20 protein-coding genes are annotated in these 20,824 nt (G+C 33.4%); 1 reads left to right on the top strand and 19 read right to left on the bottom strand.

Going from position 1 to position 20,824, the window contains the following annotated elements; all coding sequences use genetic code 11:
- Positions 1-284: 284 nt before the first annotated feature.
- Positions 285-3,038: a PAS domain-containing sensor histidine kinase gene (locus ACJAX4_RS01800; protein WP_435787739.1), complete on the top strand. Its 2,754-nt coding sequence runs from the start codon at positions 285-287 to the stop codon at positions 3,036-3,038.
- 67 nt (positions 3,039-3,105) lie between these two features.
- On the opposite strand, the gene ACJAX4_RS01805 is transcribed toward ACJAX4_RS01800, so the two are convergent.
- The 19 genes from ACJAX4_RS01805 to cobA are packed head-to-tail and all read right to left on the bottom strand — an operon-like array spanning position 3,106 to position 20,815.
- A complete protein-coding gene (locus tag ACJAX4_RS01805) occupies positions 3,106-3,849 on the bottom strand; it encodes an AIR synthase related protein (protein ID WP_435787740.1) in 744 nt (247 codons plus the stop codon).
- Entirely contained in the window at positions 3,840-4,340 is a 501-nt protein-coding gene (locus tag ACJAX4_RS01810) for an ECF transporter S component (RefSeq protein ID WP_435787741.1), read from the bottom strand. Before ACJAX4_RS01810 ends, ACJAX4_RS01805 begins: the two co-directional genes overlap by 10 nt.
- A gap of 4 nt (positions 4,341-4,344) precedes the next feature.
- On the bottom strand, positions 4,345-5,118 hold the full coding sequence (locus tag ACJAX4_RS01815) for a cobalt-precorrin-6A reductase (RefSeq protein WP_435787742.1): 774 nt from the start codon (positions 5,116-5,118) through the stop codon (positions 4,345-4,347).
- A gap of 1 nt (position 5,119) precedes the next feature.
- Positions 5,120-5,854 carry a precorrin-3B C(17)-methyltransferase gene (cobJ, locus tag ACJAX4_RS01820; RefSeq protein ID WP_435787743.1) on the bottom strand — a complete coding sequence of 245 codons (735 nt, stop codon included), beginning with the start codon at positions 5,852-5,854 and terminating at the stop codon, positions 5,120-5,122.
- Between the two features lie 21 nt (positions 5,855-5,875).
- A complete protein-coding gene (cbiG, locus tag ACJAX4_RS01825; protein WP_435787744.1) occupies positions 5,876-6,961 on the bottom strand; it encodes a cobalt-precorrin 5A hydrolase in 1,086 nt (361 codons plus the stop codon).
- Positions 6,921-7,670, bottom strand: coding sequence for a precorrin-4 C(11)-methyltransferase (gene cobM, locus ACJAX4_RS01830; RefSeq protein WP_435787745.1), 750 nt, complete (start codon positions 7,668-7,670; stop codon positions 6,921-6,923). The genes cbiG and cobM overlap by 41 nt, the downstream gene beginning before the upstream one ends.
- A gap of 44 nt (positions 7,671-7,714) precedes the next feature.
- Positions 7,715-8,380: a cobalt-factor II C(20)-methyltransferase gene (locus ACJAX4_RS01835; protein ID WP_435787746.1), complete on the bottom strand. Its 666-nt coding sequence runs from the start codon at positions 8,378-8,380 to the stop codon at positions 7,715-7,717.
- A gap of 14 nt (positions 8,381-8,394) precedes the next feature.
- Complete coding sequence (cbiT, locus tag ACJAX4_RS01840) at positions 8,395-8,955, bottom strand: precorrin-6Y C5,15-methyltransferase (decarboxylating) subunit CbiT (protein WP_435787747.1); 561 nt, start codon at positions 8,953-8,955, stop codon at positions 8,395-8,397.
- Positions 8,956-8,964: 9 nt separating this feature from the next.
- Positions 8,965-9,567: a precorrin-6y C5,15-methyltransferase (decarboxylating) subunit CbiE gene (cbiE, locus tag ACJAX4_RS01845; protein WP_435787748.1), complete on the bottom strand. Its 603-nt coding sequence runs from the start codon at positions 9,565-9,567 to the stop codon at positions 8,965-8,967.
- A gap of 15 nt (positions 9,568-9,582) precedes the next feature.
- Positions 9,583-10,662: a cobalt-precorrin-5B (C(1))-methyltransferase CbiD gene (cbiD, locus tag ACJAX4_RS01850; RefSeq protein WP_435787749.1), complete on the bottom strand. Its 1,080-nt coding sequence runs from the start codon at positions 10,660-10,662 to the stop codon at positions 9,583-9,585.
- Between the two features lie 37 nt (positions 10,663-10,699).
- Complete coding sequence (locus ACJAX4_RS01855) at positions 10,700-11,326, bottom strand: precorrin-8X methylmutase (protein ID WP_435787750.1); 627 nt, start codon at positions 11,324-11,326, stop codon at positions 10,700-10,702.
- Positions 11,327-11,340: 14 nt separating this feature from the next.
- On the bottom strand, positions 11,341-12,669 hold the full coding sequence (locus ACJAX4_RS01860; protein ID WP_435787751.1) for a cobyrinate a,c-diamide synthase: 1,329 nt from the start codon (positions 12,667-12,669) through the stop codon (positions 11,341-11,343).
- Positions 12,666-13,778 (bottom strand): pyridoxal phosphate-dependent aminotransferase, encoded by a 1,113-nt coding sequence (locus ACJAX4_RS01865; RefSeq protein ID WP_435787752.1) that lies wholly within the window; start codon positions 13,776-13,778, stop codon positions 12,666-12,668. Before ACJAX4_RS01865 ends, ACJAX4_RS01860 begins: the two co-directional genes overlap by 4 nt.
- Positions 13,779-13,793: 15 nt before the next feature.
- Positions 13,794-14,729 carry an adenosylcobinamide-phosphate synthase CbiB gene (gene cbiB, locus ACJAX4_RS01870; RefSeq protein WP_435787753.1) on the bottom strand — a complete coding sequence of 312 codons (936 nt, stop codon included), beginning with the start codon at positions 14,727-14,729 and terminating at the stop codon, positions 13,794-13,796.
- A gap of 5 nt (positions 14,730-14,734) precedes the next feature.
- On the bottom strand, positions 14,735-16,237 hold the full coding sequence (locus ACJAX4_RS01875; protein ID WP_435787754.1) for a cobyric acid synthase: 1,503 nt from the start codon (positions 16,235-16,237) through the stop codon (positions 14,735-14,737).
- Positions 16,238-17,074 carry a sirohydrochlorin cobaltochelatase gene (locus ACJAX4_RS01880; RefSeq protein ID WP_435787755.1) on the bottom strand — a complete coding sequence of 279 codons (837 nt, stop codon included), beginning with the start codon at positions 17,072-17,074 and terminating at the stop codon, positions 16,238-16,240. It abuts the gene before it with no gap.
- 32 nt (positions 17,075-17,106) lie between these two features.
- Positions 17,107-18,375 carry a glutamate-1-semialdehyde 2,1-aminomutase gene (hemL, locus tag ACJAX4_RS01885; protein ID WP_435787756.1) on the bottom strand — a complete coding sequence of 423 codons (1,269 nt, stop codon included), beginning with the start codon at positions 18,373-18,375 and terminating at the stop codon, positions 17,107-17,109.
- Positions 18,368-19,345, bottom strand: a complete 978-nt coding sequence (gene hemB / locus ACJAX4_RS01890) for a porphobilinogen synthase (protein WP_435787757.1) — start codon at positions 19,343-19,345, stop codon at positions 18,368-18,370. The genes hemL and hemB overlap by 8 nt, the downstream gene beginning before the upstream one ends.
- A 9-nt stretch (positions 19,346-19,354) precedes the next feature.
- The gene (gene cobA / locus ACJAX4_RS01895) at positions 19,355-20,815 is read right to left on the bottom strand and encodes a uroporphyrinogen-III C-methyltransferase (RefSeq protein WP_435787758.1); all 1,461 of its coding nucleotides are present in this window, start codon (positions 20,813-20,815) and stop codon (positions 19,355-19,357) included.
- Positions 20,816-20,824: the final 9 nt, after the last annotated feature.

Here is a 20,824-nt window from a genome sequence, read left to right on the forward strand (position 1 = left end):
AATGTCTTCAACCTTCGTGGTTGTTTGTTTTAAGTAAACTAAAATTTAAATAAACATAAGCCTTCGTGACTTATATAATACTATACTTAGTTTAATTTATAGCTCGTTCATTGTCAAGTAAACCGCTTAATAAATAATTTTGATGCTATTTATTTTATTATAATATAAAATATGTAATTACAACGTAAAATATGATAATATGTAACAATAAGCATATTAATAGTGTACCTATTTAATAAAAATGAAGTCTATACGTTTATATGTTAAAAAATGGAGGTAATATATTGGAAAATACTTTTAGTAGCAAAATAATAGAACCATATTTTTATTCGTGTAAAGGCATTCTAACAGATGTAAATACAGAATTTATTGATTTTACAGGTTTTACGATGGTTGAACTGCTAGGCAAATCACTTACAGAAATAGGATCCCTACTAAAAATTAATTTTCAAAGTTTTATTAAGAATATTAGCGATAAACAATGTGTATATATTTTTACAAAGTCCCTTAGTGCTCGTGAGGTGACCATATCTGTTTTTTATGACACGATGTCAAATGGACAAGTATATACTTTTGTTGAGAAACCTAATTCTAGACTTGATGATAAGTTCACCTTTATGGAGCAATTATTTATAGATATTACAACAGGCTATGCTGTGTACAGTGTTCCTGATTTTATATTGCTCAGATCCAATCAAAAGTATCTTAATTTACTAGACTCGCCTCTTAATAATAAGGTAAATATTATAGGTCTCCCTGTTAGTGAAATTTTAGATGAATTTTACAGTAGCGAATCTGAAGTTGTTTGGGACTCCATTTTAGAAACAAAAAAGAACAGTTATGTAAAATATATTAGTTTCAAGGGAGACGTAAGTTATTGGAACTTTACTCAAACAGCTATACTTCAAAATGGAGAGATTAAATATATATTTGAGACTGCTTCTGAGGTGGCCGCTAAGTATTTTGAAAATCGAAATTTACTTCTAAAAAACAAAATAATAGAAAATCAAAAAGAACAATTAAAACAAAAAAACACACAGCTTATTAGTATAATTGAAAATTTATCAGAGGGAGTGATTCTTGCTGATAATACAGGTGAATTTATTATGGCAAATTCAGAAGCAAAGAGGTTAGTTTATCAATCAGATAATGTAACTTTTCTAGGCGATTCTTTTAAAGAATCTAAATTATTCGATATGAAAGGTAATGAGATACCTTTCGAAAACCTTCCTGGATTTAGGGCATTAAGAGGAGAGGAAGTAAGAAATTTTAAAGCACACATAAAGCATCCTTCTAAAGAGTATTTTTTGGAGCTAAGCTCAATTCCGATTTATAATACGCTTGGAGATATAACTATGGTGATATCGTGCTTTCACGATATTACCGACACAATTGAAAAGTCGAGAAAGATTGAAGAGCAAAAAAATCAATTAGAGGCTATCATTGAAAACATATCTGATGGTATTTCTATTTTCGATAATAAGGGCAAATATATATCATTCAATAAATCAGAAAGAAAAATGTTTTTCCCATATTACGAATATTCAGCTCAAACAAATGAAAGATATTATGTATATATAGATAAGGCAAGTGATAGTTATAACGAGGCTAAGCTTTATGATATTAATGGTGATGAGATAGCTCTTCAAAACACTCCTATTTCTAGAGTTATGAGAGGTGAAAAATTTAAAAACATGAGAATGGACTTAAGATTTCCACATAAAACATTACAAATAGATGTCAGTGGAACCCCTATTTATGATAATGAAGGAAAATTTACTATAGGTGTACTTTGCACTCAAAACATGACGGACTATTTCAAACGTGAAGACGCTATAAGAAGCCAATATAAATTGTTGAACAAAATTATAGATACTTTTGATTTGCCTGTTGTTAGAATATCATGCCCAGATTTAAAGGTTGTTGATATTAATAAAAAGGCCTTTAGTATCATTAAGCTGTTAAAGCCCGATATTTTATCAATCAGTCAATTAACCCAAAAGAAGCTTGAAGATTTATTTGAAATATATGAACAATTAGAAACAAGCAAATGTTACCTATATATTAATCAAGTTATAAGAGATAAGGAAACAAAGTATTTAAATAAAAAGGAAATTTTATTAAATGGAACTCAAACATATTGGAATGTTATTTTTGAACCCATGTTCAAAACAGATGGAGAAATCCAAGAAATACTAATCATAGTAATAGATGTTACTGCTGAAATAAAATATAATATAATTATGGAAAAGGCATTAAAGTTACAAGGAGAGTTTCTTGTTAATATATCTCATGAACTTAAAACGCCACTGAATGTAATATTTGCGACGGCTCAGTTATTTGATTTGTATTGCAAAAATGGTTCACTCGACGATAAAAAGAACTCAATTGTAAAATATATAGCTTCAATTAAGCAAAATTCCTATAGACTTTCTAGACTTATTAATAACATTGTAGATTTATCTAAAATTGAAGCAGGGTTCTACAAATTGAATTTATCAAATAACGATATAGTTGTTATTGTAGAAGATATAGTGATGTCTGTAACTAATTTCATTGATGCCAAAGGCTTAAATATAATTTTTGATACGGATATAGAAGAATATATTATTGCTTGTGACCCTGAAGCGATAGATAGAATAGTTTTAAATCTTATATCAAACGCGATAAAATTCTCAGATGTCGGCGATGAAATATTTGTGTCTATTAAAGATAAGAATGAATTTATTGAACTATCAGTAAAAGATAATGGTATTGGCATTGAAGATAAGAACTTAGATATGATTTTCGATAGATTTAACCAGGTAGATAAATCTCTGTCAAAAAATTCAGAGGGTACGGGTATTGGCTTAAGTTTAGTCAAGTCGATTGCAGAGTTACATGGTGGTAGCATATATGTTGAAAGTGAATTTGGGAAAGGGAGTAAATTTACAGTTAAACTACCCTCAAAAAACATAATTAACGAGAGTAAGCTATACACTAGCAAATTACCCGTTACTAATGAAAATATACGAGTAGAACTTTCAGATATTTATTAGTAATTAAAATAAGACAAGAGCCACTAGAATGAGTATCTAGTGGCTCCTTATATACTAAAAATACATCCTATTTAGTTGTTAGACTTCCTATAATATTAAAATTCCTTAAATGTTTTATATTATCTATAGCTTTATATGAAACTGCAGCAATAATAACGGTGCTTGGACCTGCACTTTTCATAATTTCTAATTTGATGTCTTCTTCAATTTTTAGTTTCATACCATTAAATTTTGCAAGTTGGCGAGCTTCATAAAATATACCCTTAGAGCCTACAGGTATTATTTCATAAACACCCATCGTATGTAGAAGAATATCAATGTCTCTATAATGTACAATATCCTCATCATTATTTAGCTTAACTTCGTCTCCCACCTTAGGTAATCCTATTGAAACCACTATAGTATTATCTTTTACGCTATTTACTCTTAGAGCGTTAGTATTCACTATTCCTATAACTGTTATGCCTAGACCAGTAGAAACTGTAGGAAAATTTTCTTCTGTGCTTCCAGTAAGAACAACTCTATTGATGCCTGCGACCTTAAGTTCTTCTTCTATACCCCTAATTATTTCTTCACCAGTATTATTCATCTCATTACAAATAGCATCTACTACAGTAACAATTTCAGCACCAGTGCATAATACTTCTAGAATGGCCACCCTAGCGGTGTATTTACCTGTGTAAAAGGGATTCACTTTTAAATAATCCCCTTCTTTCATTCCAACACTTCCACAACAATCACAGGCTACTACCATGGTTTTATTTTTATCAATTTTAATAAGAGTTAAATCCCTTACTTTGTTTACTTCCATGATTTATACCTTTCTGGTAGAATCTTATGTATTATTTGCGCCATAATAATATTTAGTGCAGCTACTCCCGAAAGTACAGGCACCATTCCTATAAGCACAGTTTTACCTAAAACAGGTATTAATAGTGGTGATAGTATAAGTATTAACAGAGGTCCATTTATCATAACTGCGGAAGTTAGTGAAAGTATAACTGCTACAATATAGTTTTTTGATAAAAAATATTTGAATACATATCCAAACACCAGCATAGTTACCCCCATCCCAACCATCGTAATCAAATGAACAGGTAATGATAGTGGAAAACCACTGGTAAGCGCAGTTAAGAAATGTCCTAGAGCCCCTATTAACGCTCCGTAATAAGGTCCTAGTATGATGGCTCCTAAAAAACCAGGCATGGAATCAAAGGCTATTGAACTCATTATTTTTATATTGGCCCCTACAAAACTAAGTGCTATAAAAAGTGCAGCTAAAACAAGCTTTTTCGTTTTCACCTATTTACCCCCTCCAGTATGTCTTCTTAATATATTCAACAAGTTCATCTTCATTATTAAATGAATTTTCATAGGTTACCTTACTTCTATCTATTACAAAAGCAGTTATCCCTAAATCAATTGCAGCTTTTAACTTTTCTTCTGTACCACCCTGTACTCCACTATCCTTTAAGATAATTGCCTTAGCGTCATACTCTTTAATAAAGCTACAATTTAAATCATAGCTAGTTGGTCCTTTTATAGCTATGATATCCTCAACGCAGAGCCCTAGGGAAAAGTATTCTTTCATAACTTCTATGGATGGAAGTACCCTATGAACTATTCTGTTTTCCATTCCAAGATCCATGAGTTTCTTTATATTTCTACTTCCTGTAGTATTTAGTATGGTTCCTTTGATATTTTTCGCCATTTCTAGTAGCTGTTCATACCCATAAACTCTAATTACTTCCTTATGATTCTTGAATTTATCAATAACAGAAGGTCTCTCATATCTAATATAATCAAGGTTATGTTCTGTGCATAGATCCATTAGTGTCTTTGTAATTTCCGTTGCATATGGGTGTGAACCATCTACTACTACACTTATATTGTTTTCTTTAAAAGCCTTGACTAGGCTTACTTTATCAAGTGGAGTCGTATTTAAAACCTTATATTTATAATCCTTTAAGAGTTCACCCCCATAAGAAGTGGCTGTTGAAATAAAAATATCTTCTGTAAAAGTATTTAGTAGAGATAGTATTTTTTTACCTTCCGAGGTTCCTAAAAATAATGCTATCATATTACTCCGAGGCTGCAGAGGAATATCCTCTAGGAGTTATAAATTTACCATTTTTAATATAGCTTTGACTATTACCTATAATAACTATAGAAAACATATCAACCACACTCTCATCAAAGGTTCCTAGTGTGAATAGTCTAACCTCTTGTCCATCTCTTAGTGCGTTTTTAACCACAGCTACTGGAGTTGTTTCTTTTCTATGAGAAGCAATCAAATCTATACATTCTCCTAAATACTTTGGTCTTCCCATGCTCCTTGGATTATACAATGAAATTACAAAATCACCTTCGGCTGCAAGTGAGACTCTCTTTTTTATTAAATCATAAGGGGTCATTAAATCACTCAAACTAATATTACAATTATCATGCATTAGTGGAGCTCCAACCACTGATGCAGCTGCAGATGACGCTGTAACTCCAGGAATTACCTCAACTTCTACTTTATCTAATGCATTTAACTGAAGTATTAATCCAGCCATACCATATATACCTGCATCTCCAGTGCTTATTATAGAAACAACTTTATTTTCCGCCTCTTTTAATGCATGAGTGCATCTCACTTCTTCCCCTTTCATTCCAGTGGAATAAAGCTCTTTACCATCTAAAAGTGGTTTCATAAAATCAATATATTTATTATAACCTACTACAACTTGGCTTTCTGCTATAGCCTTAATTGCCTTTAACGTCATATGTTCAAGCCCACCTGGCCCTATGCCTATTACGTATAACTTTCCCATGTTATCCCTCCATATATATTGCTATTTATTTTGTATTTCTCCTATGCAAATTGTCATGCCGTCGCTTGCTATCTTCTCTGTTAGGAGCGTACCTTGGCTTAGTTCAACACAAGGCTCACAAACTGCCCTAACTCCAATAGTTTTTTCTACGAAATCACTTCCGATATATTTATGATGAACTTTTTTAATTTCTTCTAGACTCCATATACTAAGTTCACTTTTTAAAAATTCATTAAGATCCAAAATAGCAACTTCATTTCTTTTAACCTCTACAGTAGTGACAATCACAATGGACCTAATGTCCAAATTATGCTGCTCTAATATTCTTAAAACACTTTCTCTCATTTTGACTACCGAGAAGTTTTTTTTACATCCTATTCCAAGCACTATGTTTCTTCTTATTAACTTTAGGCTTTCGCATTTATTGAATTCTTCTGCCACTTTTAAATCCTTTTTATTAGTAACATATACAAGACCTTCTGCCACTTCAGTACTTGTTTCATACCCCTTTGGAAGAGAAATTTCCTTACCCTCATCTAAAAAGGCTACTTTTCTTCCTGCTACAAGCTTTGAGGAAATGCTCTTAGCCTTTTTCAAATCATCTATTACTAAATGGTTGTCCCTTGCAATGATATCAGGTGCTATAATTCCCAGGTTATCCGTAGCCGTAGTAATTACAGGCAGAGCCTTTATAGATTCTGACACTTTTAAAGTGAGCTCATTTGCTCCCCCTAAATGCCCGCTAACTAAGCTAATTACAAAAGAACCAGTTGTATCAATTACTATTACTGCTGGATCTGTAGCCTTATTTTTTAAATATGGAGCTATAGCTCTAACTGCAATACCAGTAGAACTTATGAAGATAATGGCTTCAAAATCTTCCATGAGTTTCTTTGTTATAACACTTAAATTGAAATTAGTAGTATAATTTTTTGAAAAGAGCGTTATCTTAAAATCCTCTCTTAACCTTTTACTAATTTCATCTCCTTGATTTGTAACACTGACAATTGCAATGTTAACATTGCCTGCAATATTCATATTACTTACAATATCCATATTGCCCTCACTATTTTCCTTCCCTAAACATATGAGTAAAGCTTTTATCATAAAGTAAACTCTTCTCATATTCACAATCTATAAAGTCTCCAACTAATATCTGTGCACATTTAGTTATATTTGCAGCCTTTACCTTTTCAGAAATATCATCCAAAGTTCCTATTATGCATCTTTCATCTTCCCAAGTAGCTCTTTCCACCACAGCCACTGGAACATTTCTTCCATAACCGCGTCTAAGATTTTCTACCACCTTATCTATCATTCCTATTGATAAAAATATAGCCATAGAAGCTCCTATTTTAGCCAAACTCTCTAAATTTTCTCTCTCAGGCACTGGGGTTCTACCTTCTACCCTAGTAAGTATAACTGTCTGAGTTACACCTGGCAAAGTGAATTCTTTTTTAATTGCTGAGGCTGCTGCAGAAAAAGAACTTACTCCTGGAATAACCTTGAATTTTACATTTAGCTTATCTAGTTCATCCATTTGTTCCTTTATTGCCCCGTAAATAGCTGGGTCTCCAGTATGAAGACGGACTACCATCTTACCCGTATCTTCAGCCTTCTTCATAACTAATAGAACATCTTCAAGTGTCATTGATGCTGAGTTATGTATTTCTACGCCTTCCTTGCAAAACACTATATGTTTATTACTAACTAAGGACCCTGCATATATAACAACATCGCATTTAGTTAAAATATCTCTTCCTTTAACCGTTATTAAATCCACATCTCCCGGACCTGCTCCAATAAAATAAACCATAATTATTCCTCCACCTATTTTGAAATCAATAATACTTCTTTCAATTATTTTCTATTTGCTATAATTAGTGACATATACTCTTTATTTTTCAATATATCCTCTTTATTTCTTATAACCTCTTGGCCTTCTCTCCCAGCCTTTTTCACATATACATAATCAAACCCTTTTTCTTCAAGTACATTTATAACCTCTTCTTCCACTTTATAAACCTTCATAATAACTAAGAATTTTTCAGTTCCTATATTATGAATATTACTTGCTGGCATAATAAGAAGTGGCTCATCACCAATAACAAGCGGCTGCTTTGCAAGGCTAGCACAGGCACAAAACGATGTGATCCCTGGAATAGTTTCAGTATCAAATCCATGCTTTTCTATATACTTTAAAAGGTAAATATATGTGCTATAAACAAAAGGATCACCTATTGTTAGGAAAGCTACATTCTTTCCTTCTTTAAGTTTTTCTTCTATTGCCTTAAATGCCTCATATATCTTTTGTTCCTGTTCTTCTCCTCCCATCGGGAAGTGTTTAATCATTATCTCAGAACCCTCTCTAATATAATCCTCTGCAGTTTGGAGTGCTATACTTTTACCACCGTTCATAGCGCTAGGTGCAACAATTACATCACACATCTCTATAATTCTAACTGCCTTTAGTGTTAACAGTTCCTTGTCTCCTGGTCCAACTCCTACGCCATATAATTTGCCCATTTGTTTCCTCCTAACTATTTTTCAGCAGTTACTATAAATATTGGATTGTTTCCAAATAGCATAAAGCTTTCTCCCTTTGTTTTGCTTATAGAAGCTTGAGTGCAATTTACAACAAACCCGATTTCCTTTAATACTCTCATAGCAGTATATAAATTATTTATAGTTATAAAATTTAAAACCATTGTACCCTCTGTTTTTAGCTTTAAACTATATTCTCTAATTATCTTCTCAAGATTTCCGCCACTTCCTCCAATAAATATTGAATCAAAGCATCCGTTAATTTCATTTATAACCTCTAAAGCCTCACCCTCAACAACGGTTAAGTTATCAGTTTTAAACTTTTCTTTATTTTTATATAATACCTCTAAGGCATCGACGTCTTTTTCTATTCCGATAACTGAACCTTTGCTGCACTGCCTACTCATTTCTATTGTGACAGCTCCTGTGCCCGCTCCAATATCTAAGGCTAGGCTATCTTCTTTTAAATGGAGTTTTGCAACACTTAAAATCCTTACTTCCTCTTTCGTCATTGGGCAATTTCCTCTTATAAATTCCTCATCTCTAATATAATTCATTATCATCACCTATAGCCTTTCAATTATAACCACGCATAAATCACTAAAACTTGTATCTATAAATTCCTCCGGCGCTCCAATTGTTATCTTTTCATCAGTGTAAGATAAATTTTCACCGACATATACCACCGTCTTAAGATTACACCCCATTAATTTGTTACAAATAAATCCAGGTGTATTGTTTTTATCAGTAAGCCAAATTGAAGTACTATTTTCTTTAACCCGCTGGATAAAATCTTCCTCTCTTCCATGAAGACTTGAAAGATAACTGCCTTGCCAAGATTTATTTAATTTAGAAACAAAATATTGAAAAGAGCTGATACCTGGTACTACTTCAATGTTTCCACTATAACTCCGATTTATAAAATCTGTTATACCATAAAAAGAGGGGTCTCCCGAAGCTACAATACTTATGTTTTTATCCATATTTTCTCTAGCATAACATATAACTTCCTTCAAACTCTTAACTATTTTCTTTTTATCATAATCGAAATCTATACTGTCAAGAGCTCTTTCAAATCCTAAAATAGTATCTGAATTCTTTAGTATCTTAACAGCTTTAGGTAAAATATAATCAATACTTCCTGGCCCAAGGCCAACTATAAAAAGCATGCCATCCCCCCTTTTTTAAGTTGCGTATAGTACTCTAGGTGTGGTTGTTCCTACGAACATTGTTACTTCAGCTTTTATTTGTCCATAGGTGTATTGTTCCATTCTATTTTTGCTCTTTTTTGCTATTTCTTCATATATTTCATTGTACCTATTGCCTAATAGCTTAACTGCGCCTTCAGTGGTTTTTTCTGCATAAATATTTTGCACAAGTTCCCTAGGAGCGCCTGCAAGTGCAAGTTCTAAGGCAATAACCTCCAGTCTAACATCACATGTCCTACTATGAGTATTAAAGCATCCAGCTGATATTTTGCTAAGTTTTCCTATATGACCAACTAGTAAAACGCTATTAACCTCTTTCTCCATACAGCTATTTAGAGTAGTTCCAATAAAGTTAGATATCATAACAATTTTATTTTTATCATGGCCTAGCTTTATAGCCATTTCTTCACCTATACTACCAAATACCAGTATTAAATCCTTATGTCCCCCTGCAACCTTTTGACAGATTTCAAGATGAATAGAATCTGTAATTGACTCTATAGACATAGGAGTTACTATTCCTGTAGTTCCTAGTATAGATATACCTCCAATAATATTTAGCCGTGGATTAAAGGTTCTTTTAGCAACTTCTTCACCTCTAGGTACAGAGATGGTTATTTCTACTCCAGCTTTCTCTGGAAGTACACTTTTAACTTCTTTTTCTATCATGAGTCTAGGTACAGGGTTTATAGCAGGTTCTCCTTTTTTTACATATAAACCTTCCCCACGTACAACCCCTACTCCGCTTCCACCTTTTAATCTATATCCACTTTGCTTTTTATCTGCTCTCGCCCATATTTCTAAACCATGGGTAGCGTCCACATCATCTCCACCGTCTTTTATAATGCAACACTCAACATAATCGTCAAAAGTATTGATTTTTTCTATAGTGAGCAGAAGTTCTATGCCTTTTGGTGTATCTATTTTAACTTCTTTAATTTCCACATTGTTATATAACATATAAGTAGCAGCCTTTGCAGCAGCGGCTGCGCAGGAGCCTGTAGTATATCCGCATCTTAACTTTTTACCATCACTGTTAACAAATAGATCTAACATAACACAATACCTCGCTTTAAACAAAATTCTCTATTTACTACCTCTTAATTAACATATAAAGTAGTGCATTTACTATGGAAGCTGCAACTGAGCTACCACCCTTACGACCTCTTATCGTTATCATAGGTGTTTCTAATTTTTCTATTTCTACTTTTGACTCTGCTGCACCTACAAAACCAATAGGCGCTGCAACTATAAATTGTGCTTTTGATTTTCCCTGTATGATAAGCTCATTAAGCTTAAATAGTGCTGTAGGAGCATTTCCAAAGACAAAAAATTCAATGCCTTCCTCTACTGCTTTTTCAAGGGCCGCCATAGATCTTGTAATTCCCTTTTCCAAAGCAATTTTTGCAACTTCTTCATTACTTACATAACAAACAACCTTACAATTCAACTGATTTAATGCCTTTTTATTTATACCTGCAAGAGCCATATTTGTATCAGTATAAATTGTAGTTCCCTTTTTAAGAATTTTAAGGGCTGCATCTATCGCATCTTCTCTTATATATACTAAATCTTGGTATTCAAAGTCTGCAGTTGTATGAATTACCCTTTTAATAATCTTTAATTCATTTTCTGAAAAGTTATGGCTCGTCATTTCACTACCTATTATTTCAAAACTTTTATTCTCTATATCCATTGGAACTTTGATATAATCTTTCATTTCATCACCCTTAGTTATTTATTTTTAAATAAGAATCTATTGAAAAATTCCATACTACCGAAAAAGTGAATATGAGCATACACAGCTTTGGTATTGTTTTTAACATAGCCACATTCCCACTCTTTAATATCACCATCGTACATAGTCTTAGTTAATTTAAATTCTTTTTTCTCATCAAGCTGTACATAGGATTTATGAAATTCATGACAGTTTATTTCCAGATTATTCTCTCCAGTTAATTTTCCGCTTAGAACATTAAGTTTTGCATATCCAAAATTCTGAAGTTTTTTTGTCATATGGGACTCTCCACTAAAGAAACCAACTGTAGGAGTCCCGTCTATAGCTCCACTAAGGTACATTAGCCCTCCACATTCTGCGTAGCAGCTCAGTCCATTTATAAGCGCAGTTTTAATGCTTAAAAGCATAGATTTATTGAGACTGAGCTCTTTTACAAATACCTCAGGATAACCTCCACCAATATATAAAAAGTCAATATTTTCAGGAAGTTTGCTATCATTTAAGGGACTAAAATAAATAATTTCTCCTAGTTCCTCTAGTAACTCTAAATTTTCTCTGTAATAAAAACTAAAAGCATTATCCAATGCCACCGCTATTTTCATACCTTTGTTACTCACATGAAATTCATCTTCATATCCATTATTATCTTTAAAACATTTTATTAATTGCTCTAAATTAACGTTTTTTTCTAAAAGTTCACTGCAGATCACAACTTTATCGTCTAAGTCTTCTATTTCACTGCTTTGCACAAGTCCTAGATGTCTACTCTTTAAACTAAGCCTTTCATTCTTTGGTACATAACCAAAAACCACTATATTGCAGTGTTTTTCGATAGCGCATTTTAAAAGTTTGAAATAGCTTTCACTTATATTATTTAAAATAACCCCAATTATATTTGCATCCTCGAAATTCATAATTCCATTAATTTCAGCACATAGTGTTGCACTCTGAGCCTTTGGGGAAATTATTAATACAACTGGAAGATTTAAAGTCTTTGCTAAATGAGCTGTAGAGTACTCAGTTGTTATACCTTTACCATCATAAAGTCCCATAACTCCTTCAATAACGCCAAGTGAATTTTCACTTGAATCTTTGATTCCCCTAGTAAAGCTTGCCTTAACCCCTGCTTCTCCCATTAGAAATAAATCCAGATTTCTTGAAGGCTTAGCAGTAACATGACTATGAAATGCTGTATCAATATAGTCCGGGCCAACCTTGTAGCCTTGCACATCGTACCCTCTATTCATAAGAGCCTTCATAAGTCCAAGGGTTATGGTGGTTTTCCCCCCTCCACTGCTATTTGAAGATATAACTATTGTTTTCATTTATTCACCTCTATATCATTCGTCATTTTTTCTATGATTGTCAACGCTTCAATTAGTTTAATATTTAATTCTCTGTTTTTTATAGCAAATCTTACATAGCCATCGTCCAAACCTTTAAAATTTGATGCCCGTCTTATAAGAATCCCCTGCTCCATACACTTTCTATATAGCCACTCTCCATAAGTATTCATTAATTTACATAGCACATAATTACATTCTGTCGGGTAAACAATTTCAATGAATCTTATTTTTTCAAGCTGCCCTGGTAAGAACATTTTTTCTTCATATATCCACTTCTTAGAGTTTTCAATATATTCTTTATCCTCTAATACATACTTACAAGCAAGTTCTGCAAAGCAATTTATATTCCAAGGATTTTGTTTTTCTTTTATCTTATTAAGTAAGTTTAGATTTTTACTTATCCCATATCCAAACCTTATTCCTGGCATTCCAAAGAATTTCGTTAATGCTCTAATGATAAATAAGCAATTAAAACCACTTATTTCTTCTATAAAACTAAGCTCCGTGCTACTCGTAAACTCTATAAAAGCTTCATCTATAACTATAATTTTATTATTCGCTTCACAATATTTTAAAATATTATTAAACTTGGCTTTATCAATAACATTTCCACTGGGGTTGTTTGGATTTCCGAGTATTAAACCATCCACGCCCTTAAGCTTTGAATATATATCCTCATAATCATAACTCATATCAGCCTTTAGATAAGAGTACTCTAGGTCACACCCCCATTTTTTTGCATCAGCTTCATATTCTCCAAAGGAAGGTACAACAATTAGTAACCTTTCAAATATGCTAATAACCAGATCAATAATCTCTGAAGCACCATTACCAAGCACAAAACTATCAGCTTTAATAAAGTTACCATCTCCAACATATTTACCTAAGTATCCTATCAATTCTCTATACTTAATATCTGGATATCGCGTAATAGAATTTATTGCTTCTCCATAGTTATTTATAAATGATTTAGGTACTCCTAAGGGATTTATATTTGAACTGAAATCTATTATATCTTTTCCATTAAATACACCCTCAGAATAAATATCTCCTCCGTGGGCTGGTACAATAGCCTTTTCACCCTTCATTATTCCACCCCCAATCTATATAAAGCGCACTATGAAATATATTCCCAAACAAATTACTTCAGATACATACATAAGCACTATTGTGTATTTTATATGTTCCATAGAAAGTTCTTTTATAGGTTCACCAATCATAGGTTTTATTGATGTCTCGCCAAAATAAGTATTAGTTCCACCTATTTGAATTCTTAACGCTCCTGCAACTGCTGCCTCAGGGTATCCACAGTTTGGACTCTTATGATTTCTTCTATCTCTAATCATTATTTTAAAGCTTTGAAACACATTTCCGCCGGCAAAGGGAGCTGCTAAGCAAATAATAACTCCTGTGATTCTTGCAGGAATATAGTTAAATACATCATCAATTTTAGCAGGAAAAAATCCTATATACTTATATTTTTTAGTCATGTATCCAAGCATGGAATCCATGGTATTAACACCTTTATAGAGCATCGCCAGTGGTGCTCCACCAATCATTGCAAATAAAAGAGGCGCTATAACCCCATCAGCGGTATTTTCAGCTACTGTTTCCACATCCGCTCTTATTACTTCACTCTCAGTTAGATTACTTGTTTCTCTTCCCACTATGTATGAAAGCTTCACCCTTGCATCCTCTAAATCACCACTTCTTAATGAATTATAAATCTTAATGCCCTCACTATGAAGGCATCTAGCCGCTAATGTGGTCCAAATAATAATTATATTTAATATGTGATGCATCCAAAAGAAGTCTCTTGTTATATATAGTATAAAATATGGGATTATGAAGCTCACACCCATAACCACAATTACGATTATCCCCCCTGAAAGTTTAAGTTCCTTTTCAGACTTGCTTTTGTTTCTAAAATAATCTTCAAGTACCTTTATAAGTTTACCAATATATATAATTGGATGAGGAAACCAATTAGGGTCCCCAATTAAAAAATCAAGTAACACCGCTATGCCAATATCTATCATATAGTTCATTCCGAAAAAGGCTCTATGTTATTGCATTTAGGCTCTAAGTTTATAATTTCATATATTTTTTTCATATCTATGCTGTTTCTTACTATGTCAGCTAATTTATCAAGTTCTATTTCCCTAAGGCTTTCATAAGTTTTAGCTTCTTTTAAACACAATCCCTTTTCTTCTCGAATTCTATTTAATATCATTTCCCTAAAAGGGATACCATCGAATATTCCGTGTATATATGTTCCCATAATATTACCTTGTTTGTTTATAGCTCCATCAGGGTAGTCGACACTTTCTCCATTTTTAGTGCTTATAGTGAATAATGGCTCCGTATCTTTACCATAAGTTGAAATACCCATATGTATTTCATAACCATATACACTCTTATTATTGAATTTAGCTTCAACTCTTGTGGTTACTTTTTCATTTTCAAACTGGGTCGTAATATCTAAAAGTTTCATACCCTCTATTGATTTTAAGCTTGTCTCTACTTCATTAGGATCTAAAATAGCACTTCCAAGCATTTGGTATCCACCACAAATACCTATTATGGTCTTCTTTTCACCAAAGCTCTTTATCTCATCAAAAAGTCCACAATCCTTAAGAGTAAGTAAATCTTCAATGGTATTTTTACTTCCAGGAATTATGAGTAAATCTGGGCATCCAAACTCCTCTTTACTAGTGATGAACCTTACAGAAACATCCTCTTCAATTTTAAGAGCATCAAAATCTGTGAAATTAGATATATGAGGTAGTTTTATCACTGCAATATCTATTTCCTTTGTTGCCTTTTTATTGAATTCTACTGCCCCGTCTTCATCTTCTAATTGTAGATTGAAGCTTGGAACCACTCCAAGACATGGCACATTTATTATATCTTCAATCATAGTAAGTCCAGGTTTTAGTATTTCTAAGTCTCCCCTGAATTTATTTATAATTGTACCCTTAACTCTTTTCTTTTCATTGTCCTCTAGTAAAAGCATAGTTCCTGCTAATGCTGCAAAAACTCCTCCCTTATCTATATCCCCTACCAAAATCACAGGTGCATCAACAAGCTGCGCAAGTCCCATATTTACAATGTCTCTATCCCTTAAATTTATTTCTGCGGGACTGCCTGCTCCTTCTATTACAACAATTTCGAAATTCTTTTCAATTTCCTCGAAATCCACCTTTAACATATCACTAAACTCAAGCTTCATATTATGGTATTCCTTAGCTGAAGAATTACAATACACCTTACCCTTTACAATAACTTGACACTTTTTATCGGAGCTTGGCTTTAATAAAATCGGATTCATGTAGGCCTCTGGTTCGAGCCCCGCTGCATAAGCCTGAAGCACCTGTGCTCTCCCCATCTCTTTACCATCTAATGTTATATAGGAGTTTAGAGACATGTTTTGAGATTTATAAGGACATACTGTAAATCCATCTTGTTTAAATATTCTACATAATGCAGTAACTAATATACTCTTCCCAACAGAAGATGCAGTCCCTTGAACCATTATTTTAGCCATCTAAATCCCACCTTTTTTTGTTTTTCCAAGCCCTTCGTATTTATCTTCTATAACATCTCTAATATGGTCCAAATATATCTCCTGAAATTTCGAAATTTCTCCTAGCCCATGCAGATATATGTTAACTTTCATTCCCTGATTCTGTAAAACCATTTTCCAGGAATCCTCTTCATCACTTGCCATGTCATTTTTAGCATGATCCCCTGCAACTACCATTAAAGGTACTAAAGTTACTTCATTTATTTTATCTTCCTTAAGCTTTCTAATAACATCTTGTAGTGTTGGATAGCCTTCCACTGTTCCTAGATAAACATTTGAAAATCCCTTGTCATAGAATACACTTTGAAGACAAGGGTAGCAAGCATTAGCATAATGTATAGTTCCATGTCCCATTAAAACCACCACTTTATCACTAGGAATAACTTCCGCTACCGCATCCACTAGAATTCCATAATCATTGGGTATTTCGCCTTCTTCACCTTTATAATATAAGGCTGGTCTACCTAATTTTATCTCTTGAAAAGCCTTTTTATTTTTAAATCTATGGACTACCGCTTTAATATAATCGTACTCGAGACCGGGTATTAGGTGCAACGGCTGAACTATAACCTCTGAATATCCCTCCTGCGCTAACTTATCTAAAGCCTCTTCTGGTGTATATTCAATGATTCCATCTCTATCTTTAAGTTTTTTTATTATCATGTGAGATGTAAAAGCTCTTATAACCTCATAATCATTAAAGGTTTCCTTTACTCTTTCCTGAATTCTTTCAATAGTTAATTTCCTAGTATCCGCGTATGTTGTTCCAAAACTTACCACTAATATTGCTTTCTTCATTTTTCACCTCTACTATTTTATATATTGCTCTATTAAAACTTCTTCAAAACATCTAAGAATTTCTCAATATCATCCTTGCTATGCTTAACACTTAAGAATAATGATTCAAATTGTGAAGGAGCAATATATATGCCATTACTTATCATATGTTTAAAGAATTTCGCGAAAAGCACAGTATCACACTGTTTTGCATCTTCATAATTATTAACTTCGTGAAGCTTCGTAAAGAATATAGTAACCATTGATCCACATCTGTTTACAACTATAGGAAGATTTTTTTCCACTGCGATTTTTTCTACACCGCTTTGAATCATAGAACCTAATTCCTCTAATTTTTCATAATAACTTGGATTATCATAAAGGTCCTTAAGCGCTGCATATCCTGCTGCCATAACCACTGGGTTTCCGGACATAGTTCCTGCTTGATACACTGGTCCCATCGGAGATAACATTTCCATAATTTCTCTTCTTCCGCCATAAGCCCCACAAGGTAATCCTCCCCCCATAATTTTTGCATAAGTTACAAGGTCAGGCTTTATTCCATATAAACTAGCTGCCCCCTTATAAGCAACTCTAAAGCCACTCATCACCTCATCAAAAATTAATAGACTTCCATTTTCCTTGCATATTTTATTTAATGCTTCTAAAAATGATTTACTAGCTGGTATAACTCCCATGTTTCCAGCTACTGGTTCTATAATTACCGCTGCTATATCATTTCCATGACTCTTAAATACATTTTTAACACTTTCAATGTCATTGTACTGCGCTATAAGAGTATTTTTAATGCTTTCTTCTGGCACCCCTGCACTTCCTGGTATACCTTCAGTTAGAACCCCTGAACCTGCACTTACTAGAAATCCATCAAAATGTCCATGATAACATCCAGCAAATTTAATTATTTTATTTCTACCTGTATATCCTCTTGCAAGCTTAACTGCGCTCATAGTAGCCTCGGTTCCAGAGTTAACCATTCTAATCATGTCCAGTCCATCCAGAGTGGTGCACATATGCTTTGCAAGCTTTAGTTCAAGATTTGTAGGAGCCCCAAAAGCTATGGCCGACTCACAAGTTTCTTTAATTGCTTTTACAATGATTTCATTACAATGTCCCATCATCATAGGACCCCAAGCGCAAACAAAATCTATATATTTGTTTCCATCCTCATCAAATATGTAAGCATCCTTACCACTTTTAATTACGGGTGGATTTATATCCACATCTTTAAATGCTCTAACTGGGCTATTTACTCCACCAGGCATATATTTCTTCGATTCATTAAATATATCTAAATTACTCATTTATATCCTCCCTAAGCCATTTACTAGCTTCTAGCGCATAATATGTGATAATCATATCTGCTCCTGCTCTTTTAATAGAAAGTAACATTTCTAGTGCCATTGCTTTTTCATCAATGAGTCCAAGCTTTGCTCCGGCTTTAACCAAAGCGTATTCACCGCTAACGCTATAAGCTGCAATTGGAACATCACTTCTATCTCTAGCCCATCTTATAACATCTAAATATGATAGAGCTGGTTTAATCATTACGATGTCTGCGCCTTCTTCTATATCATATTGAATTTCTGTCATTGCTTCTCTAATGTTTGCAGGGTCCATTTGGTAGGTCTTTCTATCTCCAAATTGTGGCGCTGAATTAGCTGCTTCTCTAAACGGGCCATAAAAAGCCGAACAATATTTTGCACTATAGCTCATAATAGGAATATTATCATAACCATTTTGGTCCAGTAAATTTCTTATAGCTAGAACTCTGCCATCCATCATGTCAGAAGGTGCTATCATATCTGCTCCAGCCGCTGCATGAGATAGTGCAATTTCCGCAAGATATTTTAGTGACTTATCATTATTAACTGTGCTCTCCTCAACAATTCCACAATGACCGTGACTTGTGTATTGACACATACACACATCTGTAATAATTAATAAATCACTTGTAATTTTCTTTATCACCTTAACAGCCCTTTGAACTATTCCATCAGCATCAAAAGCTGAAGATGCTATTTCATCCTTATGCTCTGGTATTCCAAAAACCATTACTCCTCTAACTTTGCACTTTACTACCTGTTCTATAACTTCATGTAATCTATCTAATGAATAATGATAACATCCAGGAAGTGAAGATATTTCTTCTTTTATATTTTCACCCTCAACTGCAAATATTGGATAGATAAAATCATCTGATGAAATTACTGTTTCTCTAACTAAATCTCTCGTAGCGCTTTTACCTCTTAATCTTCTGTTTCTATTAAACATAGTTCCCTCCTAATTTAATTCTAATATTTTGCTTATAATTCCGTCTTCGCTATATTCCTTGCAAACAGATGGATTTATACCATTTAGTTCTAATTCCTTAGCCGTTATAGGCCCAATCGCCACAGATTTTTTCTGCTTTATAGCATCCAGTCCTACTAGTTTAATCATGTTTTTTACCGTGGATGGGCTTGTAAATATAACTATATCCACAATTTCGAATACATTTACATCCTTTAGTTCTCCACAGATTGGTTCATAAATATGTATCTTATCAACAATTGCACCACAATTTCTTAATTTTTCAGAAAGATAAGCTCTAGAATGTTTTGAACAGGGGATTAAGATTTTATCTTCTAATTTAATTTTAGTGTTCAATTTATGGAACAAATCCTCACTTATAAACTCTTCTGCAACAGTATCCGGGATTATTCCTCTATCCTTTAAGCATCTCTGCGTTGCAGACCCAATTACTGCAAATTCCCCCCTTAAGCTTCTTATGTCTATTGCATTTTCTAAAATGTAATCAAAAAATATATTTACAGCATTTACACTCGTAAATATTATGTGCTCATATTCACTTAGCTTATGTTTAACACTATCAAGCTCAAACTGGCTTCTTTTTATTTTAATAGAATTTATTTCAGTTACTTCGGCTCCCAAATCCACAAGTCTTTCATTTATAGATTTTGATTGCTCCACAGAACGAGTAGTACATATGTTAAGTCCGAACAATGGCATTCTTTCATACCAATTCAAGTTTTCACCCAATGTGACCACATCTCCAACAACTATAATGCAAGGTGATGTAAATGATGCTTCCTTTACTTTTAATGCAATGTCCACTAACGTCCCTACAACTTTTTTTTGTTTTGCTGTTGTTCCCCTCATTACTACTGCACAAGGAGTTTCTATAGATTTTCCTGAATTTATTAAATTCCTAGTTATATCGTCAATATGCGCCAGTCCCATTAGGAAAATCAAAGTACCATTAAGGCTAGATACACCTTCCCAGTTGATATTTAACTTTTCTGCGCTCATGCCTGTAAATACATGAAATCCTTGTGAAAGTCCCCTATGTGTAACTGGAATTCCAGCATAGCTTAGAACGGAAATAACAGAGGTAACTCCTGGAATAACTTCAAAATCGATTCCTTCATTAAACAGTATTAATGCTTCTTCTCCTCCACGCCCAAATACATATGGGTCTCCACCTTTAACCCTTCCTACTATATGACCTTCTTTTGCAAGGCTAACGAGCATTTCATTTATTTCATCTTGCCTTTTATAATGGCATCCCGGTTCCTTGCCACAATAGAAAATTTTACAACCCTCATTTAAATATTTTAGCGCATTTGCCCCTGCCAGCCTATCATACATTACCGCAGTGCATTTTTTTAACATACGGACCGCTTTAAGAGTCATTAATTCTGGTTCTCCAGGACCCGCACCTATTAGATATACTTTTCCCATATTTATCTC

It is taken from the genome of Clostridium sp. (assembly GCF_051278035.1).
In the GTDB taxonomy this organism is placed as follows: domain Bacteria; phylum Bacillota; class Clostridia; order Clostridiales; family Clostridiaceae; genus Clostridium_AD.